Origin of the sequence: Lysobacter sp. Root916, assembly GCF_001429785.1 — a bacterium.
Lineage (GTDB): Bacteria > Pseudomonadota > Gammaproteobacteria > Xanthomonadales > Xanthomonadaceae > Lysobacter.
Genome location: NZ_LMJF01000001.1, coordinates 302,761 through 325,622, shown reverse-complemented (window position 1 = coordinate 325,622; position 22,862 = coordinate 302,761). Strand labels below are relative to the sequence as shown.

Here is a 22,862-nt window from a genome sequence, read left to right as displayed (position 1 = left end):
GAAGGCGAATGTTAGCATCCGCCCCCATGCCGCCCCTTCCGCCCCTGCGCGTGGAACCCCTGCCCTACGAGGCCCTGCTGGACGCGCGCGCGGCCGCGGCGGTGGACCTGGTGGTGATCCATTGCACCGAGTTGCCCGACCTGGCGACCGCGCGCGAGTACGGCGAGCGCGTGCTCTACCCGGCCTCGGGCACCGGCAACAGCGGCCATTACTACGTCGATCGCGACGGCAGCCTGCACCGCTACGTCGAGCCCCTGCGGGTCGCCCACCACACCCGCGGCTACAACCCGCGCTCGGTCGGGATCGAGCTGGTCAACACCGGCCGCTATCCGCATTGGCTGGACTCGCGCCACCAGGCCATGGACGAGCCCTACACCGAGGCCCAGATCGAGGCCCTGATCGCGCTGCTGGCGCAATTGCGCGCGCAGCTACCCGCGCTGCGCTGGATCGCCGGCCACGAGGACCTGGACACCACCCGGGTCGAGGCCAGCGACGATCCCAGCGTGCAGGTGCAGCGCAAGCTGGACCCGGGCCCGCGCTTTCCGTGGGCGCGGGTGCTGGACGCCTGCGGCTTGCAGCGGCTGCGTCCCGAAGCCTGAGCCGCGGCCCTAACGCCCGCGCCGGCGCCCGCGGAGCCCAGCGGGACGCGCCGTATACTTCCGGACCGTACCGACCCGGCCGCGCACGCCCCATGACTTCATCGCCCGTCTCCGAACTGATCGAACTGCTGTCGCTGGAGCGGCTGGAAGACAACCTGTTCCGCGGCCAGAGCCGCGACATCGGCACCAAGTACGTGTTCGGCGGCCAGGTCCTGGGCCAGGCCCTGTCGGCCGCGCAGGCGACCCTGGAAGCGCCGCGCAGCGCGCATTCGCTGCACGCCTACTTCCTCAAGGCCGGCGACATCGAAGCCCCGATCGTTTACCAGGCCGACCGCACCCGCGATGGCGGCAGCTTCTCGGTGCGGCGCGTGACCGCGATCCAGCACGGCCAGCCGATCTTCTTCCTGGCCGCCTCGTTCCAGAAGGACGAGGACGGCGGCGAACACCAGCTGTCGATGCCGGAGGTGCCCAAGCCCGAGGACATCGCGCCGGCGTCGGCGGTACCGCCGGAGGTGATGGCCACGCTGCCCACCAAGATCCAGCGCTGGCTGTCGCGCCAGGGCCCGTTCGAGTTCCGCCACGTCTATCCGCGCGACGAGCTCAATCCGCCCAAGCGCCCGCCTTACCAGCAGGTCTGGTTCCGTCTCAGCGAGCCGGTCGGCGATGCGCCCGAGCTGCACCGCGCGCTGCTGGCCTACGCCTCGGATTTCCACCTGCTCGGCACCGCCACCTTCCCGCACGGGATCAGCTACTACCAGCCCAATGTGCAGATGGCTTCGCTGGATCACGCGCTGTGGTTCCACCGCCCGTTCCGCGCCGACGACTGGCTGCTGTACTCGATCGACAGCCCCAGCGCCCAGGGCGGACGCGGGCTGGCGCGCGGGCAGATCTACGACCGCCACGGCCGCCTGGTCGCGAGCACCGCGCAGGAAGGCCTGATCCGGGTCGTGCAGGACGCCGCAGCGGCCGCGCACGTGCCCTCGAAGGAATGACATGAGGCAGGTCTTTTCGAGCGCGCGTTTGGAAAACGTCGAGTCGGTGGCGCAGATGCTGCGCGACGCCGACATCGAAGTGCGGGTCACCAACAACCGCTCCTACAAGGGCAACCGCCGCAGCGGCTTCAGCTACAGCGACAACGACTCGCCCAAGCCGGCGGTGTGGGTGGTGAAGTCCGAGGATCAGGTGCGCGCGCGCGAAATCCTGCGCGCGGCCGGCCTGATCGATTCCACCCGTGGCGGCGAAGGCTACTCGGCGATCAGCTTCCGCGCGCCGGAGCAGATCGCGCCCGCGCGCAACCCGGCGCAGCAACGCGCGTTCCGGATCAAGCTGGCCCTGATCGGCGGCATCGTGCTGGTACTGGTGCTGGCGATCGTGCATTCGCTGCGCGAAGACCCGGCCGAATCGGCGCTGGCCCAGCACCCGCTGGACGGTTCGGTGGCGGCGATCCCGCAGCCGCTGGCGGCGGCGGTGTTCGTGAAGGAACTCAGCAAGGCCGCGCCGATCGACACCCTGTGCCTGTCGATCGACGGCAAGGACGTGTCCAAGGCCATGATCGACGCCATGCAGGCGCAACTGCGCGGCCGCCGCGTGGCGCCGCTGTCGGAGTGCGTGCGCATCCCCGACGAGGAGCAAGGCAGCGTGCATCGCGCGTCCGGACACCCGGCGCTGCTGGTCGACGTCAAGGCGTTCCGGCCGCAGACCCGCGAGTCCGGCAAGATCGAGTACGAGGCCTACCACCACCGCATGTCGGCCTCGTACAAGACGCTGGAAGTGAAGTCGGTGGACGGGCAGTGGCAGGTGGTGCGGACGCTCAAGCACGTGGCGATGTAGGGCGGTTGGAAGCAAATCCCCCCTAGCCCCCCCTTTTTCAAAGGGGGACAGCAAACGACTCAGACGCATGTCCCGCTGGTCTTCCCCCTTTGAAAAAGGGGGACCGAGGGGGATTTGCTTTTGCGCCGGTCACATTCCCCGCCAGCAAGCGTCTCGGTCCAGGTATCCCCACCCGGCCCCGCCATGACGACCTCGTCCCCTGTTTCCATCGCCTGCCTCGTCCTCGCCGCACTGCTCGACGTCCTGGGCCCGCTGCTCGCCGCCGCGATCGCCGCGCTACTGGCTATCCTGGGCGCGCTCGACGGCCACCCGACCGTCGCCGCCCTGCCCGCCTGCCTGAGCTGCCTGCATTGAGCGCCCACCCGAGCCCCGCCGCCGACGGTCTGATCGGTGCCATCGATGCCGACCTGCCCGCCGCCGCGGCCGGCGATCGCGCCGCGTATTCGCGCATCGTCGCCGCCTGCCAGAACTCGGTCACCGCGATCGCGCTGGCGATCGTGCGCGACGTGCCGGCCAGCGAGGACATCGCCCAGGAAGCCTTCCTCAGCGCCTGGCAGAACCTGCGCCGGCTGCAGAGCCCGTCCAGCTTCCTGCCCTGGCTGCGCCAGATCACCCGCAACCTCGCCCGCGACCACCTGCGCAGCCAGCGCCGCGCACCGCGCGGGGTCGACGACGTCGAGGCGGCGATCGAGGCCGCGGCCGACCCGCAGCCCAACCCCTGCGAGCGCTTGCTGGACGACGAACGCCAGACCATGGCCGCCGAACTGATCTCGGCCCTGCCCGACGACAGCCGCGAAGTGCTGCTGCTGTATTACCGCGAAGGCCAGAGTTCGCAGCAGGTCGCGTCCCTACTGGGCCTCAGCGACGCCGCCGTGCGCAAACGCCTGTCGCGTGCGCGCGCCAGCGTGCGCGAGGAGATGCTGGCGCGTTTCGGCCGCTTCGCGGTCGACAGCGCGCCGTCGCTGGCCTTCACCAGCATGGTCGCCACCGCGCTCACCATCGCCAGCCCGCCGGCCGCCGCGGCCGGCCTGCTCGGCGCCGGCGCCGCGGCCGGCGCCAAGACCTTCGGCCAGATCGTGCTGGGCGCGGCCGGCAGCATCGGCATCGCGGTGGTGGCGGCGTTCGCGGGCATCTACCTGGGTCTGCGCAAGCAGCTCAAGGGCGCGATCGACGACGCCGAGCGCTACGCGCTGGTGCGCAGCGCGGTGATCTGCGGCCTGGTCTCGATCGCGTTCGTGGTCGCGCTGCTGCTGATCGCGCATAGCGGCCTCGGCAGCTGGTGGCTGCCCAGCCTGACCACGCTGGGCTTCATCGTCGCGATCCTGTGGCAGACCGCGGTGGCGCAGCCGCGCATTCTGCGCCGCCGTCACGCCCTGGAAGCCGCGCGCGATCCGATCGCGGCCGCGCGGCGTCGCCGCAGCGAGCGCATCCAATCCTGGATCGGGGTGGTGATCGGCGTGGGTTGCGGCGTGGGCGGCCTGATCGTGGGCCTGCTCCAATCCGGGCGGCTGTAAGGCGCCCGGTCGGATCCTGGACCTGGCCGCGCCGGAAGGCGCTTCGCCCTAGCTAGGCGAAAAACCAAAAAAAACCCGTGCCGCGGGACGCGGCACGGGAATCTGGAGGGGCAATCCTTCCATTCGCTACTACTGCTGGGTGCAACGTGAAACGCTTGCGGCTCCGGCCAGCGATCAGCGACGCGGCTTGGGCCGCAGATCCTCGCGGGTCAGATAGCCGTCGCGGTCTTCGTCCATGAAGGCGAAGGCCTTGGCCAGGCGCGGCATCTTCTCGCCGACTTCGATCTTGCTGAGCTTGCCGTCGTGGTTGAGGTCGGCTTGCGTGAAGTGCTGGTCGAAACGCTGGGCGCGCTCGGCCTCGCGCTGCGGGCGCTCGCGCTCGTGGTAGCTGCGCAGCTCGCTGCGCACCACGTAGCCGTCGCGGTTGGCGTCGATCTGGGCGAACTTCTCGCCCAGCTTCGGCAGCTTGGCCGCCTCGGCCTGGCTGATGCGGCCGTCGCCGTCGGCGTCGGCGCCGATCAGCCCGCCCATGCCGCCGTGACGGCCATGGCCGCCGTGTCCGCCCTTGCCGCCGCGACCGCGGTGGGAGGGGCGCTCGTCGGCGCTGAGGCGGCCGTCGCCGTTCTTGTCGAGGGCGTCGAACTTCTCGGCCAGGCGCGGCATCGCCGCGGCCTCGCTGCGATCGATCGCACCGTCGTTGTTGCGGTCCAGGGAGGGGCGCTGCGGGCGGTCCGGGCCCTCGCCCTGCGGCGCGGCCAGGGCCGCACCGGCGACGGCCGCGGCCAGCGCGGCGACCAGCAAGGTGGAATGTTTCATTGCGGTGGCTCCTGCAAGGGCGCCCGGGGCGGCGCCGATGCAGTGGTCAACGCCCAGGCCGGCGGTCGGTTGACACGCCCGTGCCGGAAAACGTGAACGCAGCGCTAGCGCCACGGCGCTGGGACGGCGCTATGCTGCCCCCATGGGCACCCAACCGCAGCCGGACAGCGAGGACCTGCGCCTGTTCCACACCGGCGAGCACGCCTGCGGCTATTGGCCGGAGCGCGTCGCCCGCGACCTGGTGCTGGACCCGCGCGATCCGCGCCTGCGCGCCTGGTACCCGCATGCGCTGGGCTGGGGTTTCCGCCGCTCCGGCGATATCGTCTATCGCCCGCACTGCGCCGGCTGCCGCGCCTGCGTCGCGGTGCGTATCCCGGTCGATCGCTTCAGCCCCGATCGCAGTCAGCGCCGCTGCCTGGCGCGCAACGCCGAAGTCGAGATGCGCGTGCGCCCCGCCGAACGCAGCGAGGAACACCTGGAGCTGTACCGTCGCTACTTGTCCACCCGCCATGCCGGCGGCGGCATGGACGGCCACGGCGCGGCCGAGTTCGACCAGTTCCTGATCGGCAGCTGGAGCGAAGGCCGTTTCCTGGAACTGCGCGAGCAACGCCGCCTGATCGCGGTGGCGGTGACCGACGTGGTCGATACCGCGCTGTCGGCGGTCTACACCTTCTACGATCCCGACCTGGCCGAGCGCGGGCTGGGCACGCTGGCGATCCTGCGTCAGCTCGAATGGGCCAAGCGCGAACGCCGCGAACATCTGTATCTGGGCTACTGGATCGCAGGCCATCCGAAGATGGACTACAAGCGCCGCTTCCATCCGCTGGAAGGCTTCGACGGCCACGAGTGGCGCGATCTGCACATACGCGACTTCATCAAGCTGTAATCGCGTTCCTTTACATAGGCAGGGATTTCGGATTCGGCGCGCGCACCGCGACGCCGACCGGATGCGCGACGCGGCGACGGATCCCGCGCCCCACGAACCCCTGCGAAGCCATCGTCATGAACTCTCCCGCCTGGTCCCTGGCCGCACTCGCGGCCGCCTGCCTGTCCCTCGCCGCCTGCTCGCCCGCGAGCGGCAGCGGCGGCAAGATCGACAACGCCATCGGCATCGTGCAATGCGACGAATACCTGGCCAAGGTCGCCGCCTGCATCAACCAGAAAGTGCCCGAAGCGCAGCGCATGCCGCTGCGCGCGAGCGTGTCCCAGGAGTACGCCACCTGGAAAGAGGCCCTGGCCAACCCGGTCCACCGCGCCGCGCTGCCGCAGGCCTGCACCATCGCCGAAGAGCAGGCCAAGGACGAATACGCACGCTACGGCTGCGCGATGTGAGGGCCGCGCCGGCGTCGCGCGCGCCCGGATCCGCGCCCTCCGCGGCGCCAAACGGGCGGCCCGGCGCGACCCGGTTTTACGAGGCGCTAACACAGACTGTCGCCGACTCGTGTACCTAGTGGCCCGTCGTCTACGCACGACCGAGTCGGCACTGTGTTCGGCATGGAGCCGCCGCCTACCATTCATTACGGGGATATTCGATGAAGCACACCGCTCTAATCCTGGCCGCCGCCTGCACCCTGGCGCTGGCCGCCTGCACCAAGCCGGCCGATAAGCCGGCCGACGCCGCGACCGATCCGGCCGCCGCCACCGCCACCTCGACGCCGGCCGAAACCACGCCGACCGACATGGCCGCGCCCACCGCCACCTCGGTTCCGGCTGAAACCGCGCCGGCCGCGGTCGCCGCCGCCGACAGCGTCGGCATCCCCGAGTGCGACGACTACCTGAGCAAGGTCAACACCTGCTTGGCCGACAAGGTGCCGGCCGACCAGCGCGCGATGTTCCAGACCGGTCTGGAGAGCAGCCGCACCGCGTGGAAGCAGGCCGCCGCCAATCCGGCCTCCAAGGCCGCGCTGGCCAGCACCTGCAAGACCGCGCTGGACCAGATGAAGACCGCGCTCGGCGCCTACGGCTGCGCGCTGTAATACCCGACACGACGCTTCGAACGACGCCCCGGTCCGCCGGGGCGTTTTCGTTGGCGCCTGTCATCGATCGCGCACGCACGCATGCGATCATGCGCGCCATGCGCAACCGATTCCTCCTGCTGATTCCCTTCGCCCTGCTCGCCGCCCTCGCCGCCGGCTGCGTGCGCGTCCAGGTCCACGGCGACCCCAAAGCGGCGCAGGCCGGCCCTATGAGCCAGACCGCGCGATTGCGCATCGCCACCTACAACACCTCGCTGTACGACGACGCCGACGGCGGCCTGCTGCGCCGCCTGGAAGGCGACGATGCCGGCGCGCGCAAGATCGCGGCCGTGCTGCAGCGCGTGCGCCCGGACGTGGTCCTGCTCAACGAATTCGACTACGACGCCGACGGCCGCGCCGCCGATGCGTTCCAGCAGCGCTATCTCGAGGTCGCCCAGCACGGCGGCGAACCGCTGCGTTACGCCTATCGCTATTTCGCGCCGGTCAACACCGGCGTGCCCAGCGGCCTGGACCTGGACCACGACGGCCACGTCGGCGGCGACGGCCGCGCGCGCGGCAACGATGCCTGGGGCTACGGCCTGCACCCGGGCCAGTACGGCATGCTGCTGCTGTCGCGTTATCCGATCGACAGCGCGCAGGTGCGCAGCTTCCAGCGGCTGAAGTGGAGCGCCCTACCCGGCGCGCGCCAGCCGCGCGATCCCGCCAGCGGCGCGCCCTGGTATGCGCCCGCGATCTGGTCGCAGCTGCGCCTGTCCTCGAAGTCGCATTGGGACGTTCCGGTGCGCACGCCGCAGGGCACGATCCACATTCTCGCCTCGCACCCGACGCCGCCGGTGTTCGATGGACCCGAGGACCGCAACGGCGCGCGCAACCACGACGAGCTGCGGCTGTGGGCCGAGTACCTGTCCGCCGGCGAGAAGCCCTGGCTGTGCGACGACCGCGGTCAGTGCGGCGGCCTGGCCGCCGACGCCGCGTTCGTGATCCTGGGCGACATGAACGCCGATCCGGTCGACGGCGACGGCGCGCGCGGCGCGATCGCGCAGTTGCTCGAACACCCGCGCGTCGACGCCGGCCACGTGCCGCGCAGCGCCGGCGCCCCGCAACGCGCGGCCGATTACGGCTTCCCGCGCAAGGGCGACACCGCCACCCACACCGGCGACTTCGGCCCCAAGTCCGGCACCCTGCGTTTGGACTATGTGCTGCCTTCGCGCGGTTTGAACGTACGCGACACGGGCGTGTTCTGGCCCGCGCGCGAAAGCGCCGACGCGGCGATCGCCGACGGCAGCGACCATCACCTGGTCTGGATCGACCTGGGCAAGCCGTAACCGGCTCGTATCCGGCATGGCGCGAAGGCATTCGCGCCTTCGGCGCTGCACTCCCCTCACCCTAGCCCTCTCCCGCAAGCGGGAGAGGGGACGCTATCGCTGCGGCTGCCGTTGCCGTTGCCGTTGCCGTTGCCGCGGCATTGAAGTCCAAAAGCTCCACACTCACACGACCAACCGTAGACCCGAAGGGCGGCGCGCAGGACGCGCGCCGTTTTTCGAATGGACAGGGACGTCCATTCGAAAAATCCCGGCGCAGGCACCGAACTCGCAAGGGAGGGTTGGTCACGCTAGCCCTTCTCTTTGGTTACGTTCTCTTGGGCTAGCAAGAGAAAGTAACCCGCATGCGCAGCAGGCGGAAGCCTTTGACTTTCGGTCTGGAAAGACGAAAGCAAAGCAACAACGAATCCTCCCCAACCCGCCCGGCCAGCAGGCACAGCATGCCGGCGTTCACCCGTGCACGAACCTACGGCTCGTAAGCCGCACAGCTTCACCCTTTTCCAAAAGAGAGAGCCAAAACAGCCTTGCGGGCAAGAAGACGCCAAAGGCACTGGACGTCCGGCTCCGTCGAAGTAAAGCCGAGCCCGCCTTCGCGGCGATGAAGAGCAACAGCCAAAGCCAAGCGGATTCGAAGAGCGGGAAGCAACGAGCCAGAGGCAAGGACAACCTCAGACCCCAGGATCAGCTCAAGCCCCGGGCTTGTTCGCAGCCGCCGGCACAGGATCAACCGCAGGAGTTGCCTCAGGAGCGGGAGCGGGAGCCGGAGCCGGAGTCGGCGTCGCCACCACCGTAGCCGCCTGCGGCGCGAGCGCGCGACGCGGGCCGAAACCGAAGGCCTCGTCGCTGCGTGCCGACACGATCATGCGCACCATGCTGGTCGGCACCATCAGCTCCAGCGAGATCGGCCGCCCCTCGCTGGTCTGCATCTCCAGCGTCATCTCGATGAGCGCGCCAGCGGTGTCGATCTCGCGGCACAGCACGTGCGGCCCGGCCGGCCCGTCTAGCAGATACGGCTTGATCGCTTCGCCCAGCGCCTCCATCGCCTGCGGAAAAAGGAATACGGCGTAGCCTCGGGACTCTTCCATGGGCGGATCCCCCTGTCAGGATCGTGGTTCGAATGATGGATGGATGCGCCTAGCGCAGCTCGATGTCCAGTGCCGCGGCCGCGCGCCGCGCGTGTTCGCGCGCGCCGTCGATGTCCTCGGCCACGGCCAGCGTCACCGCGACCCGGCGCTGGCCTTCCACCCGCGGCTTGCCGAACAGACGCAGTTGGGTGTCGGCCTGGCTCAGCGCGGCGTCGACGCCGTTGAACACCGGCACGCCGTGCCCCTGCGCCAGCACCGCGCACGAAGCCGACGGCCCGTGCTCGCGGATCAGCGGAATCGGCAGGCCGAGGATCGCGCGCGCGTGCAGCGCGAACTCGCTCAGGTCCTGCGAGACCAGAGTGACCAGGCCGGTGTCGTGCGGACGCGGCGAGACCTCGCTGAACCAGACCTCGTCGCCCTTCACGAATAGCTCCACGCCGAACACGCCCCAACCGCCGAGGTCGTCGGTGATGCCGCGCGCGATGCCCTGCGCGCGCGCCAGCGCGCGCGTCGACATCGGCTGCGGCTGCCAGCTCTCGCGGTAGTCGCCGTCGCGCTGGAGATGACCGATCGGCGCGCAGAAGGTGGTGCCGCCGACATGGCGCACGGTCAGCAGGGTGATCTCGTAATCGAAATCGATGAAGCCCTCGACGATGACCCGGCCGGCGCCGGCGCGGCCGCCGGTCTGGGCGTAGTCCCAGGCCTTGTCGATGTCGTCGGCGCTGCGCACTAGGCTCTGGCCCTTGCCCGAGGACGACATCACCGGCTTGACCACGCAGGGCACGCCGATCTGCGCGACCGCGGCGCGGTAATCGTCCAGGGTGTCGACGAAGCGGTAGGGCGAAGTCGGCAGGCCCAGGGTTTCGGCGGCCAGGCGGCGGATGCCTTCGCGGTCCATGGTCAGGCGCGCGGCGCGCGCGGTCGGGATCACCCGGGTGTGGGTGCCGCGCTCGGCGAATTCCTGTTCCAGCTCGACCAGGGTCTGGGTGTGGATGGCCTCGATCTCGGGCACGATCAAATGCGGCCGCTCGGCCGCGATCAGCGCGCGCACGGCCTGCCCGTCCAGCATGTCCAGCACGTGGCTGCGGTGCGCGACCTGCATCGCCGGCGCGTCGGCGTAGCGATCGGCCGCGATCACCTCCACCCCGTAACGCTGCAGTTCGATCGCCACCTCTTTGCCGAGTTCGCCCGAACCGAGCAGCAGCACGCGGTATGCGTGCGGGGACAAAGGCGTACCGAGGGTGATCATGCGCGTTCCTGAGAGGGGCCGTAGGCTGACGCTAGTCTAACTTTCCGCGCGCCCGACCGGGTCCGGATCTGTATCGGCGCGGGGGCCGCATGCGATGCTGTGGGCATGCCGCGTTCCGTGCCGCTACCGCTGCGCGCCGTCGTACTTGCCGCAGCCCTGGCCGTGGCGAGCGCCTGCGCGCGTCACGAGCCCGGCGAATCCGGCAGCGAGCTCAGCGGCATCCTGGTCGACGGCCAACTCGACGAGATCAGCGGCCTGGCCGCCTCGCGCCGCCACCCCGGCGTGCTGTGGATGATCGACGACGGCGGCAATCCCGAACGCCTGTTCGCGGTCGCCGACGACGGCGAGCGCCTGGCCACCTTCCGCATCGAAGGCGTGACCAAGACAGACTGGGAAGACGTTTCCTCGTTCCGCTTGAACGGCCGCAACTATCTGCTGATCGCCGACACCGGCGACAACGGCGGCCTGCGCCGCAGCCTGCAGCTGCACATCGTCGAGGAGCCGGCCAAGCTGGAGAACGCGCGCCTGCGCCCGGCCTGGTCGATCGCATTCCGCTGGCCCGACGGCGCGCGCGACTGCGAGGCGGTGGCGGTGGACGCCGCCAACGGCCGCATCCTGCTGATCTCCAAGAAACGCCAGCCGCCGGAACTGTTCACCCTGCCGCTGCGCCCGGCCGGCACCGGCCTGCTCACCGCGCAACGCAGCGGCGCCCTGGCCGGGGTGCCGCAGCCCAGCGCCGAGGTCCTCAAGCGCAACCCACGCAGCGCCCGCCTGCAAAGCCAGGTCACCGCCGCCGACGTCTCGCCCGACGGGCGCACCCTGGCGGTGATGACCTACCGCTACCTGCTGCTGTACCCGCGCCGCGGCGGCCAGAGTTGGAGCGCGGCCGTGGCCGCGCCGCCGAAGCAGCTGACCCTGCCCTGGCTGCCGCAGGCCGAGGCCCTGGGCTGGGCCGCCGACGGCCGCAGCCTGTACGCGACCGGCGAGTTCGTGCCCGCGCCGCTATACCGCATCACGCCCTGAGCCCCGCCCCCTGTAGGAGCGGCGCAAGCCGCGACCGCGCAAGTGGGACGCCGGCGCCTCGGTCCCGTAAGCCGTTCAACCTCCCATCGCCCCTCTGCCCGCCATCCAGCGCCGCGACCGTGCGGGGTCGGGGTCGCGGCTTGCGCCGCTCCTACCCTCAGGACCCGGATTAGGCAGCCTACCGCTCGTCCGAAACCCCTTGCGCCGATAGATATCATTTTGATATCACATGTCGAACCCATCGACGACGCGAGCACGCGCCATGAAAGAGAACCCGACCCACTCCCTGCCCGGGATCCCGACCCTGCTGTTCCTGCTGCTGGTCGGCGCCTTCGGCTTCTGGCTGTTCATCGGCGGGGTCGCGGCCAAGGCCGACCTGCAGATCGGCGCCGCCATCGTCGTCGGCATCCTGGTGTTCCTGGCCCTGACCGGCCTGTACAAGGTCGAACCCAACCAGGCCGCGGTACTCAGCCTGTTCGGCAAGTACGTCGGCACGGTCAAGGACAACGGCCTGCGCTGGAACAACCCCTTCTACGCCAAGAAGAAGATCAGCCAGCGCGTGCGCAACTTCGAAAGCGGCAAGCTCAAGGTCAACGAACTCGACGGCAGCCCGATCGAGATCGCCGCGGTGATCGTCTGGCAGGTGGTCGATTCGGCCGAGGCGGTCTACAACGTCGACGACTACGAAAGCTTCGTCCACATCCAGTCCGAATCGGCGCTGCGCGCGATGGCCACCAGCTATCCCTACGACCAGCACGAGGACGGCCAGTTCGCCCTGCGCAGCCACGCCGCCGAAATCTCCCAGCACCTCAAGGACGAGTTGGCCGAGCGCCTGGCCGACGCCGGCGTGCAGGTGAACGACGCGCGCATCAGCCACCTGGCCTACGCGCCCGAGATCGCCCACGCCATGCTGCAGCGCCAACAGGCCAACGCGGTGATCGCCGCGCGCACCCGCATCGTCGCCGGCGCGGTCGGCATGGTCGAAATGGCGCTGGCCGAGCTGCAGAAGAACGGCGTGGTCCAGCTCGACGAAGAACGCAAGGCGCAGATGGTCAGCAACCTGCTGGTGGTGCTGTGCGGCGACCGCAGCACCCAGCCCATCGTCAACGCCGGCACCCTGTATTGAGGCGAGGCACGCATGGATCAGTCCACCCAAGCGCTGCTGCTACCCGCGATCATCGTGATCAGCGGGCTGCCGATCCTGATCGCCGCGGTGCTGGTCGCGCGCGGCAACCTGCACCTGCTCAACGGCCTGGATGCCTCGCGCCTGCGCGATCCGGCCGCGGCCGCGGCGCGCTTCGCACGATTGCTGGCGCTGATGGCGATCGCGATCTTCGTGTCCGCGCTGGGCTACTACTGGGCGCATGGCAACGACGGCCGCATGCTGTGGGTCACCGTGGCGCTGCTGGTCGCGGTCAACGGCCTGGCCGTGGCCCTGATGCTGGCGCTGGCCCGGGCCAAGCGCGACTACCGCCAGCCGCGCGACGACGAACGGACCGGCCGCCGGTGAGCGAGAAGAAAGCCTACCCGCTGCGCATCAACGCCGACGTGCTGGCCGCGGCGCAGCGCTGGGCCGACGACGAACTGCGCTCGCTCAACGCCCAGATCGAATACCTGCTGCGCGACGCGCTGCGCAAGGCCGGAAGGCTGCCCCACCCCAAACCCGCAAACCCTGAAGGAACGGACGACGCATGAACCACACCCAATGGAAATACCACGTCAGCGAGATCGGCCTGCAACTGTTCGGCGCTTCCGCCTTCGACCGCATCCGCGAGGAGCTCGACAAGCGCGGCGCCCTGGGTTGGGAGCTGGTCACGGTCGCTCACAATTCCAACAACTCCAGCACCTGGCTGTACTTCAAGAAACCGGCCTGATCGCTTGCGGCGAACCATCGCCGCGCACTACCTGGGAGCCCGTCATGCTGCATATCGTCAAACTGATCGAACGCCGCTATCCGCGCCACGACCCGGCCCGCCCGGCGCCGCTGGCGCGGCTGGCCACGGTGGCGCTGCTGGCGCTATCGGCGGCCGCGTTGATGGCCGGCATGCTGTTGCAGCTGCGCTGAGATGAGCCGCTACGCCATCTCCGCGCCGGGGCCGGGCGCCGCCCTGGTGCCCACGGTCTCGCTGCTGCTGGTGCTGATCGGCATCGTCTTCGCGGTGCTGCGCGCACCGCAGGACCCCAAGATCCTGCAGTTGCTATGGATCGCCGTGCCGGTGCTGGCGTTGGTCGGCGGCCTGATCTGGCTGGGCGCGCGGCGGCGATCGGTGGAACTCGAATCCGGCCTGCTCACGGTCAAGGCCGGGCCGCATACCGTGCGGGTCGCGGTGGCGAGGCTGGACCTGGATCGCGCGCGCATCGTCGACCTGGACGAGCACGTCGGCCTGCGTCCTTCGATCAAGACCTTAGGCTCCGCCCTGCCGGGCTATCAGGCCGGCTGGTTCCGGATGCGCGATCGCTGGCGCAAGGCGTTTTACCTGCTGACCCAGCGCCGGCGCGTGCTGTGGCTGCCCGAGCGCAACGACGGCCCCTCGCTGCTGTTGTCGCTGGAGCAACCGCAGGCCCTGCTGGAGGCGCTGCAAGACGTGGCAAGGCGCGCGCGCAGCCGTTAACCTGCGCGCATGCGCGGCATAGTTCCGGTCCTGATCAATACGCCCGAGATCGAGCTCTGGCCCGGCGGTCTGCTGCGTGCGCGCAGCAACCACGACGCGCGCGCACTGGCGCGCGCGCGCCACGTGCTGCGGCGCAAGCGCGACGGCCAGTACCTCGCCGCCGACCTGCCCGAAGGCCTGCTGCCGCTGATCCCGCGCCTGGGTCACGAGCCCGGCCTGGACGCCGCGCTGGACGCGCTGGAGCACTACAGCCAAAGCCGCCGCGCCGGTCTGGAACGCGTGCGCGAGCTGCCGCTGGATCGCCTGGAAGAACGCCTGCACGCGCTGGGCCTGGACGATGGCTACGGCGAGCGCACCGGCCTGGCGCTGGTGCCCGAACCCGACCGGCTCGGTTTCGCCGGCCACGACCGCTACCGCCGCCCGCTGTGGCTGCACCCCTTGGCGGCGCGCGCCTGGGCCCACCTGCATGCGGCCGCCCTGGGCGACGGCGTGGTGCTGGAAGCGATCTCCGGCTATCGCAGCCACGACTATCAACTGGGCATCTTCGAACGCAAGCTCGCGCGCGGCCAGAGCGTGGAACAGATCCTCACCGTCAACGCCGCGCCCGGCTACAGCGAACACCACTCCGGCCTGGCCCTGGACATCGGCGCGCCCGACCAGCCGCCGGCGGAGGAATCCTTCGAAACCACCGCCGCCTTCGCCTGGCTGCGCGCCCAGGCCGGCGGCTACGGCTTCGTCATGAGCTACCCGCGCGACAATCCGCACGGCATCGTCTACGAGCCCTGGCACTGGCGTTTCGCGCCGCCCTGACTCGTCGCCATCGCAGCCCCGGGCTAGGATGCAGGCCCGCGCCGCGCGCGCCGCTCCGGGAGTGCCGCCTTGATCACCTGCTATCTGCGCTACGTGCTGGACCCGGCCAAGCTGGCCGAATTCGAAACCTACGCGCGCATGTGGATTCCGCTGGTCGAGCGTTTCGGCGGCACCCATCACGGCTATTTCCTGCCCGGCGAAGGCCCCAGCAACATCGCCCTGGCGTTGTTCTCCTTTCCCAGCCTGGCCGAATACGAGACCTACCGCCGTCGCGCCGCCGACGACCCGGACTGCCAGGCCGCGATGCGCTACTACGAAGACACGCGCTGCTTCCTCAGCTACGAACGCAGCTTCTATCGCCCGGTCTTCGAGTGAGCGCGATGAGCGAGGTCGAGGTGCGCCTGCTCGGCCGCGACGAGATCGCGGTGCTGGACCGCGTCGCCGCCGACGTGTTCGACCACGCCGTCGACCCGCGCTGGGCCGGCGAGTTCTTCGCCGACCCGCGCCACCATCTCGCGGTCGCCGTGCTCGATGGCGTGGTGATCGGCATGGCCTCGGCCTTGCATTACGTGCATCCGGACAAGGCGCCGGCGCTGTGGGTCAACGAAATCGGCGTGAGTGCGGCGCAGCAGCGCCGCGGCATCGGCCGGCGTTTGATCCAGGCCTTGATCGCGCATGCGCGTGAGCTGGGCTGCAGCGAAGCCTGGGTCGGCACCGAGCTCGACAACGCCGCCGCACGCGGCCTGTACGCCTCGGTGGGCGGGCAGGAAGCGGCGATGGTGGTGGTGGCCCTGCCGCTGCACGGCGCCGGCTGAGCGCATGCCCTTCACGCCCATCCACCTCGGCCCCGGCCTGGCGCTCAAGGCGATCGGCGGCCGCCATTTCAGCTTCATGGTGTTCGGCGGCGCGCAGGTGCTGATGGACATCGAGCCGCTGATCGGCATCCTGCGCGGTTGGCCGGTGCTGCACGGCCGCACCCACAGCCTGCTCGGCGCCCTGTTGATCGGCCTGCTCGCGGGCGCGATCGGGCGGCCGATCAGCGCCGTCTGCCTGCGCTGGCTGCGCATCCCGCATGCGCCGTTCACCTGGCGCGCCGCGTTCGCGGGCGGCCTGCTCGGCACCTACTCGCACGTGCTGCTGGACGCGATCATGCACTACGACATGCAGCCGGCCTGGCCGCTGTCGCTGGCCAACCCGCTGCTGCGCTGGATCTCGGTGGACCAGCTGCATCTGCTCTGCGTGGGCCTGGGCCTGTTCGGCGTCGGCTGGATGATCGTGCGCGCGGCCTGGAACAGCCTGGAATAGGCGGGCCGCGCCCGCAGCGTCGGCCGGCCCGCTTCGGGCACAATGCGCCGGACCCGCTGTGTTCGGCGACCGAATCCCATCCGCTCACGACTCATGACGCCGCGCACCCTGGCCGAGGGCCACGCCCAGCCCCGCAACAACTTCAACCTGATCCGCCTGGTCGCGGCCTGGCTGGTGATCTACGGGCACAGCTACGCGGTCACCGCCAGCGGCGGCCAGGACCTGCTGCTGCAGCTGGTGCGGATCAAGTTCGCCGGCGGCATCGCGGTGGACATGTTCTTCGTCATCAGCGGCTTTCTGATCGCGGCCAGTCTGGAGCGCAACCGCCTGCCCGGGTATCTGGCCGCGCGCGCGCTGCGCATCTTCCCGGCCCTGATCGTGTGCGTGGCCCTGTCGGTGCTGGTGCTGGGCCCGCTGCTGAGCACCGCGGCCGACTACTGGCGCTCGCCGATAACCTGGAAATACCTGAGCGCCAACGCCCTGCTCAGTCGCGACACCCAATACTTCCTGCCCGGCGTGTTCGAGACCCTGCCCAGCCACGCCATCAACGGCTCGCTGTGGTCGCTGCCGATCGAGGTGCGTCTGTATCTGTGGCTGGCCCTGATCGGCCTGCTGCGCCTGCTGCCGCGCCTGCGCTTCAACCTGCTGTGCCTGGGCCTGCTGGTGTTCGGCTACGCCAAATACGGCGGCCAGAGCCTGTCGCCGGAGAAGATCAACTGGCTGTACTGCACGGCCTACTTCCTCACCGGCAGCCTGGCCTGGGTCAACCGCGACCGCGTGCCGTTGCGTGGGTGGTTGCTGGTCGCGGTGCTGGCGCTGGCCGCGCTGTTGCGCGACAGCAGCTACTACTACCTGGGCTATTTCGTCGCGCTCAGCTACACCACGCTGTTCCTGGCCTTCGTGCCCAAGCTGCCGCAGATCCGCCGCACCGATCTGTCCTACGGGCTCTACCTGTACGGCTGGCCCGCGCAACAACTGGTGCAGTACTACGCGCCCAGCACCGGGCCGCTGATGAACACCCTGTGGGCGACCCTGATCGCGGGCACGCTCGCGGCGCTGTCCTGGCATGTGGTCGAACGTCCGGCCTTGCGCCTGAAATCGCGCTTCGGCGGCCGCAGCGATCCGCACGCACCGGCGGCGGTCGAGGACGCGGCCGTCGCGCCGGCCACGGCGCAGCGCGAATGAGCGCCTCCGACGACGAGGCGGTGCTCGCGGCCTGGCGCCGCAACGCCGCACCCTGGACACAGAGCGTGCGCGCGGGCGGCATCGAGAGCCGGCGCCTGGTCACCGACCGCGCGATCGTCGACGCGGTGCTGCGGCAGGCGCCGCGCACCGTACTGGACCTGGGCTGCGGCGAGGGCTGGCTGGCGCGCGCGCTGAGCGAACGCGGCCTGGCCGTGACCGGCGTGGATGCGGTGGCGGAACTGGTCGACGCGGCGCGTGCGGCCGGCGGCGGCGAACGCTATCTCGCCTTGTCGTACGCGCAGATCGCGCAAGGCGCGTTGGACGCGCGCTACGACCTGGCGGTGTGCAACTTCTCCCTGATCGGCGAGGCCGAGGTCGAGACCTTGCTGGGCGCGCTGCCCGGCCTGCTGCACGCCGACGGCCGCGCGATCGTGCAGACCCTGCACCCGATCGCCGGCTGCGGCGATTTGCCCTATGCGGAAGGCTGGCGCGCGGGCTCCTGGGCCGGCTGCGACGGCGACTTCGCCGATCCCGCGCCCTGGTACTTCCGCACCCTGGGCGGTTGGCTGGCCCTGCTCACGCGCTGCGGCCTGCGCACGCTTGCGATCGAAGAGCCGCTGCATCCGCGCACGGGCAAGCCGGCCTCCTTGATCCTGATCGCCGAGCCTATCCGCACTTAGCCCGCCGGATCTCGTCGTAGGATGCGGTGCGCGCAGCGAACCGCATCGCGCTAGGCGGCGTGGCTTGCGAAGGTGCGTATGGCGCGACGATGCGGTTCGCTGCGCTCACCGCATCCTACATACGGCAGCGGATCAATCCTGCGAGCGCTTGGTCTCGGTCTTGCTCGGCGCGGCCAGGTCGGCGATGCGCCACAGATACAGGCTGGCGTAGGTGCGGTACGGGCCCCAGCGCTCGCCGATCTCGATCAATTCCTTGGGCGTGGGCATGAGCGCGGCCTTGTCCACCGCCTGCGCGCCCTTGCGGATGCCCAGATCGTCCACCGGCAGCACGTCGGGGCGGCCTAGCCGGAACATCAGCATCATCTCCACCGTCCAGCGCCCGATGCCGCGGATCGGCACCAGCGCCTCGACGATGGCGTCGTTGTCCATCACGCTCATGCGGCGCAGGTCCGGAATCTCGCCGCGCGATTCGCGCAACGCCAGGTCGCGCAGCGCGAGCAGCTTGTTGCCCGACACGCCGCAAGCGCGGATGGTCGCGTCGTCGCAACGCGCCAGTGTGTCGCAATGGAAGCGGTCGCTGGCGATGGCCGTCTCCACCCGTCCCACGATGGTCGCGGCGGCCTTGCCGCTGAGCTGCTGGTAGAGGATCGCGCGCGCCAGCGCGTCGACCGGATCGAAACTTTTGCGCCAGCGCGGATCGGGCGCGATCGTGCCGACCCGTTTCATCCACGCGCCCAGCTTGCGGTCGCGCTTGGCCAGATGGGCGTAGGCGGCGTCGGTGTCGAAGCCGCGACTATGGCGCGGCACGCTCAGCGCCTCGCCGCGTCGGCCGCGTACAGCAGCCAGGCCAGGATCATCAGGCTGCCGCCGAACGGCAGCAGGCGGGTGCTGGTGCCGAAGAAATACGCCGAGGCCAGGCCGCCGGCGAACAGCAGCACGCCGATCAGCAACGCGGCCAGCGCGATCCGCGCCAGCCGGCGCGCCGCCGCGGGCGCGAGCGCGGCCAGGGCGATGCCGTGGCCGAAGGCGAACAGCGCCGCCATCTGCAGGCGCGACTGCGCGGTCGGATCGGCGACGTGCGCGGCATAGGCCGACAGCGCCACCGACAACGCGGCGAGCAGCGCGCCGGCGACGGCCAGCGCGCGCGTGGAAGGAAGCGAAGAGATGGGCGACGTCATGCGAAGGGTCCGCTCGTGCGTGTCGGCACGATAGCAGGCGGGATAGACGTCGCAAGCGCTGGGTCTTGCGGTTCGGCGTGGCGATGTTTTGGGACCTCGGCACGATCGGATGGAAACGTCGCCGGTCAAATTCGGTCTGGTCACGAATCGCGGCTTACGCCGCTCCCACAGAAAGCGGCGACGCGGCTTCGGCTTTCTGTGGGAGCGGCGTGAGCCGCGATCCCCACTCCGGTGCTGGAGCCGATCCATCCGCCGAACGACCCCACAAAAAAAAGCGCCGCGGAATCCGCGGCGCGTTCGGTGTAACGCAGAACCGGAAGACTTATTCCTTGACGGTCCAGTACACGTCGTAGTCGCCTTCCTCGGTGAAGCTCTTCTCGACGCCGGCCTTCCAGGTCTCGTACGGACGGTCGATGGTCTCGTCGCCCTGGGTCATGGCCCAGGCGCGCAGCGCATCGCGGACCTTGGCCAGGTTGGCCATGTGGCCCTTGAACGGGACGGTGGCGACCTTGGCCGGGCCCAGGAACACCGACTTGACCGGGCCCTCGAGGTTGACCTGCAGCTCGGTGGCCGGACCGGTCGCGCCGATCTTGCGCACCGGCTGGGCGACGTCGAACGAATAGGTCTCGGTGCCGAACTCGTTGGTGATGATGCGCACCGGACCGGCGGCTTCCAGGCCATTGGCGGCCATCACCTTCTTGATCCACTCGATGTTGCTGTTCATCTGCGCCTGGACCTTGGCGTTGTCGCGGTCCACGGCGGCGGTGACGATCAGCAGGTTCTCGGATTCGCGCTGGACGAACTTCGGCTTGTTGGCCGGGTTGTCCTTGCTCAGGTCGGCGTAGTCCAGGTTGGGCACCGCGGCCAGCATGTTGCTCAGGCGCGAGAGGCCGAGCTTGATGTCTTCGCCGACGCTGCTGCTGACGTACAGACCGGAATAGCGGCCCAGCATGTTCCAACCGTACTCGACGTCGTAGGTCTGGGTGATCTCGACGTTGCGGTTGTTGCGGCCGGTCGGACGCAGGGTGAACTCGGTGCGCTTGTTGTTGCCGCGCAGGATGTCGTCGATCTTGTAGGCGACGCGCTTACCCGGCTCGGAAGCGGTGATTTCCCAGCTGCCGTCGCCCAGGTTCTTTTCCTTGGAGGAGTACTCGAGGCGCGCGCCCACGCCGGCGTCCGGGCCAGCCAGCTTCAGCTGCATGTTCGGGTCTTTCATGACCAGCGGGTTCCAATCCTTGAACCGGTGCAGGCTGTTCAAGGTGTCGAACACGATCGTCATCTTGCGGTTGGTCTCAACCGAGTGCGACAGGTGGCGGCTGGACGGCAGCACGACGCCGACGACCAGGAACAGCACGGCGACGATCGCCAGGGAAATCAAAAACTCGATCAGACGGGTCATTCAGGTTTCTCCAAGGCCGGGACCCGGATCGGGCCGGGGCGCAGACCCACAATCGTATCAAGGAAGCTGCAATCGGGGCAGTCATCCGTCGCAACCGGCCGATGCGGGCAAGCCGGGGCCGGGGCGCCCCGGGGGCCGGCCCGGCGAAATCGCAAGCTACGACAAGGCACGCTGCCGGCGTGCGCGGCGAACGCGCCGCGAGCCGTATCGATCGGGGCTGAAAGTGGGCGCAACGGGTGTGCAACGGCCCCGCCGCCGGGCCCGACGCGGCGCGCCGGGCCCATGGCGCGCTGGGCTCAGACCAACTGCAGCTCGAAGGCCTTGAGCACGGCCCGGGTGCGGTCGCGCACGCCGAGCTTCGACAGGATATTGGACACGTGATTCTTGATCGTGCCCTCGGCCACGCCCAGGGAGTTGGCGATCTCCTTATTGGAGAAGCCGCCGGCCATCAGGCGCAGGATCTCGGTCTCGCGCTCGGTCAGCGGGTCCGGGCGGTCCAGGCTGACGAAATCGTTGCGCATGTGCTCCAGGCCCGACAGCAGGCGCTGGGTCACCGCCGGTTGCACCAGCGAACCGCCGTCGGCCACGGCCTGGATCGCGCCGACCAGTTGCTCCAGCGACACGTCCTTGAGCAGGTAGCCCTTGGCACCGGCCTTGAGCCCGGCGAGCACCAATTGGTCGTCGTCGAAGGTGGTCAGGATGATGGTCGGTGGCAGGTTGCCGGCCCGGGCCAGGGCCTGCAGGGCCTCCAGGCCGGACATCACCGGCATGCGCATGTCCATCAGGACCACGTCCGGACGCACCTGCGGGACGATCTCGACCGCCTGGCGGCCGTCGCCGGCCTCGGCGACCACTTCGATGCCCTCGGCCAGCGCCAGCAGCGAGCGCACGCCTTGGCGGACCAAGGTCTGGTCGTCGACGAGCAGGACGCGGATGGTGCGGGCGGGACGGGCATTGTCGGAGCTGGGGGTCATGCGGTGACTCCTTCACAAGCGGCGGCCGCGGCCGCCGAGGCCGGCAACGTGAGGTGCAGGCAAAAGCCCGCCTCCGGCCGGGTTTCGATACGCAAATCGCCGCCGTACTGGACCAGGCGCTCGCGCATGCCGCGCAGGCCGTTGCCGGAGACGGGATTGTCGGCGCCGTGGCCGTCGTCGCGCGCGTCCATCACGATGCAGTCCTGGTGGCGACGCACCTGGATGTCGAGATGACGCGCGCCGGCATGGCGCACGGCGTTGGTGATGATTTCCTGGGTGCAGCGCATCAGCACGTGGGCGCGCTCGGGATCGTCCAGGGTCAGCGGGGACTCGATGTCCATGCGGATATCGAGCGCGGGTACGTTCTCGGCCAGCGGCCGCAGGGCCACGGCCAGGTCGATCGCGCCGTTCTCGCGCAGTTGGCTGACCGCTTCGCGCACGTCGGTCAGCAGCAACCTGGCCAGAGTATGCGCCTGCTGCACGTGTTCCTTGACGCGGCCGTCGGACAGATGGCCGGCGACCTCCAGGTTCAGGCTCAGCGCGGTCAGGTGATGGCCCAGCAGGTCGTGCAGCTCGCGCGAGATGCGGGTGCGCTCGTTGATGCGCGCGCTTTCGGCCAGCAGGGCGCGGGTGGCGCGCAGCTCGGCGTTGAGGCGGCGCTGCTCTTCGCGCGCCTGGGTCTGCTGCAACGCGACCATCGCGGTCACGAACACGAAGCTGGAGAACCCCATGTACAGCAGCGACTGCAGCACCGCCACCAGCGGCGGGATGTCCAGCGCCTGCACGAACACCGGGGTGATCGCCAGGTTGCCCACCAGCAGCCAGACGATGCCCACGCGCAGCGGCAGCATCCACGGCAGCAGGCCGGCGATGACCATGAACAGCACGCTGCCCAGGCCGGTATTGGAGTAGTAGCTGACCCCGATCGCGCAGCCGGTCAGCACCAGCAGCAACAGGTGGTCGACGATGCCGGTCTCGCGCTCGCCCAGCGAACGGGTGATCCACCAGTAGACGACGCCGAAGGTCAGGTAGACCGCGACCCAACGCAGCACCTGCAGGTAGACCGGTATCAGCGACTGGCCCGGCTCGAGCTGGAAATAGCCCGGGTCCAGCCAAATCGAAAGCAGCCAGCAGCCCAGCAGGACCCACGTGAACAGGCCCGCATAGCGCAGCAATCGGGTATGGGTGAGGCGTGCCAGCATGAACGCATGCTAACGGCTGCGGCCCGCCCCGGAGCCGTCCGAAAGTAATGGAACGCCTGAGGGCACCGCCCAGCGGCCCGATTCGGCATCTCGCCGGCCGTCG

General features: G+C 69.7%; 30 protein-coding genes. 22 read left to right on the top strand and 8 right to left on the bottom strand.

Going from position 1 to position 22,862, the window contains the following annotated elements; translation table 11 throughout:
* Positions 1–26 precede the first annotated feature (26 nt).
* The 5 genes from ASE35_RS01625 (at position 27) to ASE35_RS22245 (ending at position 3,943) form a co-directional block, all read left to right on the top strand.
* Positions 27–599, top strand: a complete 573-nt coding sequence (locus ASE35_RS01625; RefSeq protein ID WP_056173132.1) for an N-acetylmuramoyl-L-alanine amidase — start codon at positions 27–29, stop codon at positions 597–599.
* A gap of 92 nt (positions 600–691) precedes the next feature.
* A complete protein-coding gene (gene tesB / locus ASE35_RS01620) occupies positions 692–1,591 on the top strand; it encodes an acyl-CoA thioesterase II (RefSeq protein WP_056173128.1) in 900 nt (299 codons plus the stop codon).
* Between the two features lies 1 nt (position 1,592).
* Entirely contained in the window at positions 1,593–2,429 is an 837-nt protein-coding gene (locus tag ASE35_RS01615) for a hypothetical protein (protein WP_056173124.1), read from the top strand.
* Positions 2,430–2,612: 183 nt separating this feature from the next.
* Positions 2,613–2,783, top strand: a complete 171-nt coding sequence (locus tag ASE35_RS20920; protein WP_157489213.1) for a hypothetical protein — start codon at positions 2,613–2,615, stop codon at positions 2,781–2,783.
* Between the two features lie 29 nt (positions 2,784–2,812).
* Entirely contained in the window at positions 2,813–3,943 is a 1,131-nt protein-coding gene (locus ASE35_RS22245; RefSeq protein ID WP_157489317.1) for a sigma-70 family RNA polymerase sigma factor, read from the top strand.
* A gap of 174 nt (positions 3,944–4,117) precedes the next feature.
* Here the strand turns inward: ASE35_RS22245 and ASE35_RS01605 are convergent, their stop codons facing one another.
* A complete protein-coding gene (locus tag ASE35_RS01605; protein ID WP_057162756.1) occupies positions 4,118–4,759 on the bottom strand; it encodes a hypothetical protein in 642 nt (213 codons plus the stop codon).
* A gap of 142 nt (positions 4,760–4,901) precedes the next feature.
* Here ASE35_RS01605 and ASE35_RS01600 point away from each other — a divergent pair, with 142 nt between their 5' ends.
* The 4 genes from ASE35_RS01600 to ASE35_RS01585 all read left to right on the top strand — a co-directional run bounded on the left by ASE35_RS01600 (position 4,902) and on the right by ASE35_RS01585 (position 8,060).
* Positions 4,902–5,645 carry an arginyltransferase gene (locus ASE35_RS01600; protein WP_057161349.1) on the top strand — a complete coding sequence of 248 codons (744 nt, stop codon included), beginning with the start codon at positions 4,902–4,904 and terminating at the stop codon, positions 5,643–5,645.
* Positions 5,646–5,761: 116 nt separating this feature from the next.
* Positions 5,762–6,091 (top strand): hypothetical protein, encoded by a 330-nt coding sequence (locus ASE35_RS01595; protein ID WP_056173112.1) that lies wholly within the window; start codon positions 5,762–5,764, stop codon positions 6,089–6,091.
* 200 nt (positions 6,092–6,291) lie between these two features.
* A complete protein-coding gene (locus tag ASE35_RS01590) occupies positions 6,292–6,735 on the top strand; it encodes a hypothetical protein (RefSeq protein WP_057162754.1) in 444 nt (147 codons plus the stop codon).
* 98 nt (positions 6,736–6,833) lie between these two features.
* Positions 6,834–8,060 carry an endonuclease/exonuclease/phosphatase family protein gene (locus ASE35_RS01585; RefSeq protein WP_056176397.1) on the top strand — a complete coding sequence of 409 codons (1,227 nt, stop codon included), beginning with the start codon at positions 6,834–6,836 and terminating at the stop codon, positions 8,058–8,060.
* Positions 8,061–8,743: 683 nt separating this feature from the next.
* Here the strand turns inward: ASE35_RS01585 and ASE35_RS01580 are convergent.
* A complete protein-coding gene (locus ASE35_RS01580) occupies positions 8,744–9,142 on the bottom strand; it encodes a hypothetical protein (protein WP_056173107.1) in 399 nt (132 codons plus the stop codon).
* Positions 9,143–9,191: 49 nt separating this feature from the next.
* A complete protein-coding gene (gene purT / locus ASE35_RS01575; RefSeq protein WP_057161352.1) occupies positions 9,192–10,391 on the bottom strand; it encodes a formate-dependent phosphoribosylglycinamide formyltransferase in 1,200 nt (399 codons plus the stop codon).
* Positions 10,392–10,496: 105 nt separating this feature from the next.
* Between purT and ASE35_RS01570 the strand changes: the two genes are divergently transcribed.
* The 13 genes from ASE35_RS01570 to ASE35_RS01515 all read left to right on the top strand — a co-directional run bounded on the left by ASE35_RS01570 (position 10,497) and on the right by ASE35_RS01515 (position 18,006).
* A complete protein-coding gene (locus tag ASE35_RS01570; protein WP_057162753.1) occupies positions 10,497–11,414 on the top strand; it encodes a hypothetical protein in 918 nt (305 codons plus the stop codon).
* Positions 11,415–11,676: 262 nt separating this feature from the next.
* Positions 11,677–12,540 (top strand): SPFH domain-containing protein, encoded by an 864-nt coding sequence (locus ASE35_RS01565; protein WP_056173098.1) that lies wholly within the window; start codon positions 11,677–11,679, stop codon positions 12,538–12,540.
* Positions 12,541–12,552: 12 nt separating this feature from the next.
* The gene (locus ASE35_RS01560) at positions 12,553–12,924 is read left to right on the top strand and encodes a hypothetical protein (protein ID WP_057162752.1); all 372 of its coding nucleotides are present in this window, start codon (positions 12,553–12,555) and stop codon (positions 12,922–12,924) included.
* The gene (locus ASE35_RS01555; protein ID WP_056173091.1) at positions 12,921–13,109 is read left to right on the top strand and encodes a hypothetical protein; all 189 of its coding nucleotides are present in this window, start codon (positions 12,921–12,923) and stop codon (positions 13,107–13,109) included. The genes ASE35_RS01560 and ASE35_RS01555 overlap by 4 nt, the downstream gene beginning before the upstream one ends.
* Positions 13,106–13,288 carry a DUF4177 domain-containing protein gene (locus ASE35_RS01550; RefSeq protein ID WP_056173089.1) on the top strand — a complete coding sequence of 61 codons (183 nt, stop codon included), beginning with the start codon at positions 13,106–13,108 and terminating at the stop codon, positions 13,286–13,288. Before ASE35_RS01555 ends, ASE35_RS01550 begins: the two co-directional genes overlap by 4 nt.
* 44 nt (positions 13,289–13,332) lie before the next feature.
* Positions 13,333–13,479 (top strand): hypothetical protein, encoded by a 147-nt coding sequence (locus tag ASE35_RS20915; protein ID WP_157489212.1) that lies wholly within the window; start codon positions 13,333–13,335, stop codon positions 13,477–13,479.
* A gap of 1 nt (position 13,480) precedes the next feature.
* Positions 13,481–14,026, top strand: a complete 546-nt coding sequence (locus ASE35_RS01545) for a hypothetical protein (protein WP_056173086.1) — start codon at positions 13,481–13,483, stop codon at positions 14,024–14,026.
* A gap of 9 nt (positions 14,027–14,035) precedes the next feature.
* Complete coding sequence (locus ASE35_RS01540) at positions 14,036–14,836, top strand: M15 family metallopeptidase (RefSeq protein WP_057162751.1); 801 nt, start codon at positions 14,036–14,038, stop codon at positions 14,834–14,836.
* A 69-nt stretch (positions 14,837–14,905) separates the two neighbouring features.
* Positions 14,906–15,211, top strand: coding sequence for an NIPSNAP family protein (locus tag ASE35_RS01535; RefSeq protein ID WP_057162750.1), 306 nt, complete (start codon positions 14,906–14,908; stop codon positions 15,209–15,211).
* Between the two features lie 5 nt (positions 15,212–15,216).
* Positions 15,217–15,651 (top strand): GNAT family N-acetyltransferase, encoded by a 435-nt coding sequence (locus ASE35_RS01530; protein WP_057162749.1) that lies wholly within the window; start codon positions 15,217–15,219, stop codon positions 15,649–15,651.
* Positions 15,652–15,655: 4 nt separating this feature from the next.
* On the top strand, positions 15,656–16,141 hold the full coding sequence (locus tag ASE35_RS01525; RefSeq protein WP_056173077.1) for a metal-dependent hydrolase: 486 nt from the start codon (positions 15,656–15,658) through the stop codon (positions 16,139–16,141).
* A 93-nt stretch (positions 16,142–16,234) separates the two neighbouring features.
* Positions 16,235–17,326 (top strand): acyltransferase, encoded by a 1,092-nt coding sequence (locus tag ASE35_RS01520; protein ID WP_057162748.1) that lies wholly within the window; start codon positions 16,235–16,237, stop codon positions 17,324–17,326.
* A complete protein-coding gene (locus ASE35_RS01515; RefSeq protein ID WP_056173072.1) occupies positions 17,323–18,006 on the top strand; it encodes a methyltransferase domain-containing protein in 684 nt (227 codons plus the stop codon). The genes ASE35_RS01520 and ASE35_RS01515 overlap by 4 nt, the downstream gene beginning before the upstream one ends.
* 132 nt (positions 18,007–18,138) lie before the next feature.
* Here ASE35_RS01515 and ASE35_RS01510 read toward each other — a convergent pair whose 3' ends face one another.
* From ASE35_RS01510 to ASE35_RS01490, 5 genes are all read right to left on the bottom strand, one after another.
* Entirely contained in the window at positions 18,139–18,813 is a 675-nt protein-coding gene (locus ASE35_RS01510; RefSeq protein ID WP_056173070.1) for a DNA-3-methyladenine glycosylase, read from the bottom strand.
* 2 nt (positions 18,814–18,815) lie between these two features.
* A complete protein-coding gene (locus ASE35_RS01505) occupies positions 18,816–19,184 on the bottom strand; it encodes a DUF423 domain-containing protein (protein WP_057162747.1) in 369 nt (122 codons plus the stop codon).
* Between the two features lie 322 nt (positions 19,185–19,506).
* Positions 19,507–20,583: an SRPBCC family protein gene (locus ASE35_RS01500; protein ID WP_057161360.1), complete on the bottom strand. Its 1,077-nt coding sequence runs from the start codon at positions 20,581–20,583 to the stop codon at positions 19,507–19,509.
* A 296-nt stretch (positions 20,584–20,879) separates the two neighbouring features.
* On the bottom strand, positions 20,880–21,557 hold the full coding sequence (locus ASE35_RS01495; RefSeq protein WP_056173064.1) for a response regulator transcription factor: 678 nt from the start codon (positions 21,555–21,557) through the stop codon (positions 20,880–20,882).
* Positions 21,554–22,759 carry a sensor histidine kinase gene (locus tag ASE35_RS01490; RefSeq protein WP_056173061.1) on the bottom strand — a complete coding sequence of 402 codons (1,206 nt, stop codon included), beginning with the start codon at positions 22,757–22,759 and terminating at the stop codon, positions 21,554–21,556. The genes ASE35_RS01495 and ASE35_RS01490 overlap by 4 nt, the downstream gene beginning before the upstream one ends.
* Positions 22,760–22,862: the final 103 nt, after the last annotated feature.

Bases quoted from the DNA above. Each gene is read 5' to 3' on its own strand.
- ASE35_RS01625 (WP_056173132.1), top strand. From the start codon at position 27: ATGCCGCCCCTTCCGCCCCTGCGCGTGGAACCCCTGCCCTACGAGGCC.
- tesB (WP_056173128.1), top strand. From the start codon at position 692: ATGACTTCATCGCCCGTCTCCGAACTGATCGAACTGCTGTCGCTGGAG.
- ASE35_RS01615 (WP_056173124.1), top strand. From the start codon at position 1,593: ATGAGGCAGGTCTTTTCGAGCGCGCGTTTGGAAAACGTCGAGTCGGTG.
- ASE35_RS20920 (WP_157489213.1), top strand. From the start codon at position 2,613: ATGACGACCTCGTCCCCTGTTTCCATCGCCTGCCTCGTCCTCGCCGCA.
- ASE35_RS01605 (WP_057162756.1), bottom strand. From the start codon at position 4,759: ATGAAACATTCCACCTTGCTGGTCGCCGCGCTGGCCGCGGCCGTCGCC.
- ASE35_RS01600 (WP_057161349.1), top strand. From the start codon at position 4,902: ATGGGCACCCAACCGCAGCCGGACAGCGAGGACCTGCGCCTGTTCCAC.
- ASE35_RS01595 (WP_056173112.1), top strand. From the start codon at position 5,762: ATGAACTCTCCCGCCTGGTCCCTGGCCGCACTCGCGGCCGCCTGCCTG.
- ASE35_RS01590 (WP_057162754.1), top strand. From the start codon at position 6,292: ATGAAGCACACCGCTCTAATCCTGGCCGCCGCCTGCACCCTGGCGCTG.
- ASE35_RS01585 (WP_056176397.1), top strand. From the start codon at position 6,834: ATGCGCAACCGATTCCTCCTGCTGATTCCCTTCGCCCTGCTCGCCGCC.
- ASE35_RS01580 (WP_056173107.1), bottom strand. From the start codon at position 9,142: ATGGAAGAGTCCCGAGGCTACGCCGTATTCCTTTTTCCGCAGGCGATG.
- purT (WP_057161352.1), bottom strand. From the start codon at position 10,391: ATGATCACCCTCGGTACGCCTTTGTCCCCGCACGCATACCGCGTGCTG.
- ASE35_RS01570 (WP_057162753.1), top strand. From the start codon at position 10,497: ATGCCGCGTTCCGTGCCGCTACCGCTGCGCGCCGTCGTACTTGCCGCA.
- ASE35_RS01565 (WP_056173098.1), top strand. From the start codon at position 11,677: ATGAAAGAGAACCCGACCCACTCCCTGCCCGGGATCCCGACCCTGCTG.
- ASE35_RS01560 (WP_057162752.1), top strand. From the start codon at position 12,553: ATGGATCAGTCCACCCAAGCGCTGCTGCTACCCGCGATCATCGTGATC.
- ASE35_RS01550 (WP_056173089.1), top strand. From the start codon at position 13,106: ATGAACCACACCCAATGGAAATACCACGTCAGCGAGATCGGCCTGCAA.
- ASE35_RS20915 (WP_157489212.1), top strand. From the start codon at position 13,333: ATGCTGCATATCGTCAAACTGATCGAACGCCGCTATCCGCGCCACGAC.
- ASE35_RS01545 (WP_056173086.1), top strand. From the start codon at position 13,481: ATGAGCCGCTACGCCATCTCCGCGCCGGGGCCGGGCGCCGCCCTGGTG.
- ASE35_RS01540 (WP_057162751.1), top strand. From the start codon at position 14,036: ATGCGCGGCATAGTTCCGGTCCTGATCAATACGCCCGAGATCGAGCTC.
- ASE35_RS01530 (WP_057162749.1), top strand. From the start codon at position 15,217: ATGAGCGAGGTCGAGGTGCGCCTGCTCGGCCGCGACGAGATCGCGGTG.
- ASE35_RS01525 (WP_056173077.1), top strand. From the start codon at position 15,656: ATGCCCTTCACGCCCATCCACCTCGGCCCCGGCCTGGCGCTCAAGGCG.
- ASE35_RS01520 (WP_057162748.1), top strand. From the start codon at position 16,235: ATGACGCCGCGCACCCTGGCCGAGGGCCACGCCCAGCCCCGCAACAAC.
- ASE35_RS01515 (WP_056173072.1), top strand. From the start codon at position 17,323: ATGAGCGCCTCCGACGACGAGGCGGTGCTCGCGGCCTGGCGCCGCAAC.
- ASE35_RS01505 (WP_057162747.1), bottom strand. From the start codon at position 19,184: ATGACGTCGCCCATCTCTTCGCTTCCTTCCACGCGCGCGCTGGCCGTC.
- ASE35_RS01500 (WP_057161360.1), bottom strand. From the start codon at position 20,583: ATGACCCGTCTGATCGAGTTTTTGATTTCCCTGGCGATCGTCGCCGTG.
- ASE35_RS01495 (WP_056173064.1), bottom strand. From the start codon at position 21,557: ATGACCCCCAGCTCCGACAATGCCCGTCCCGCCCGCACCATCCGCGTC.
- ASE35_RS01490 (WP_056173061.1), bottom strand. From the start codon at position 22,759: ATGCTGGCACGCCTCACCCATACCCGATTGCTGCGCTATGCGGGCCTG.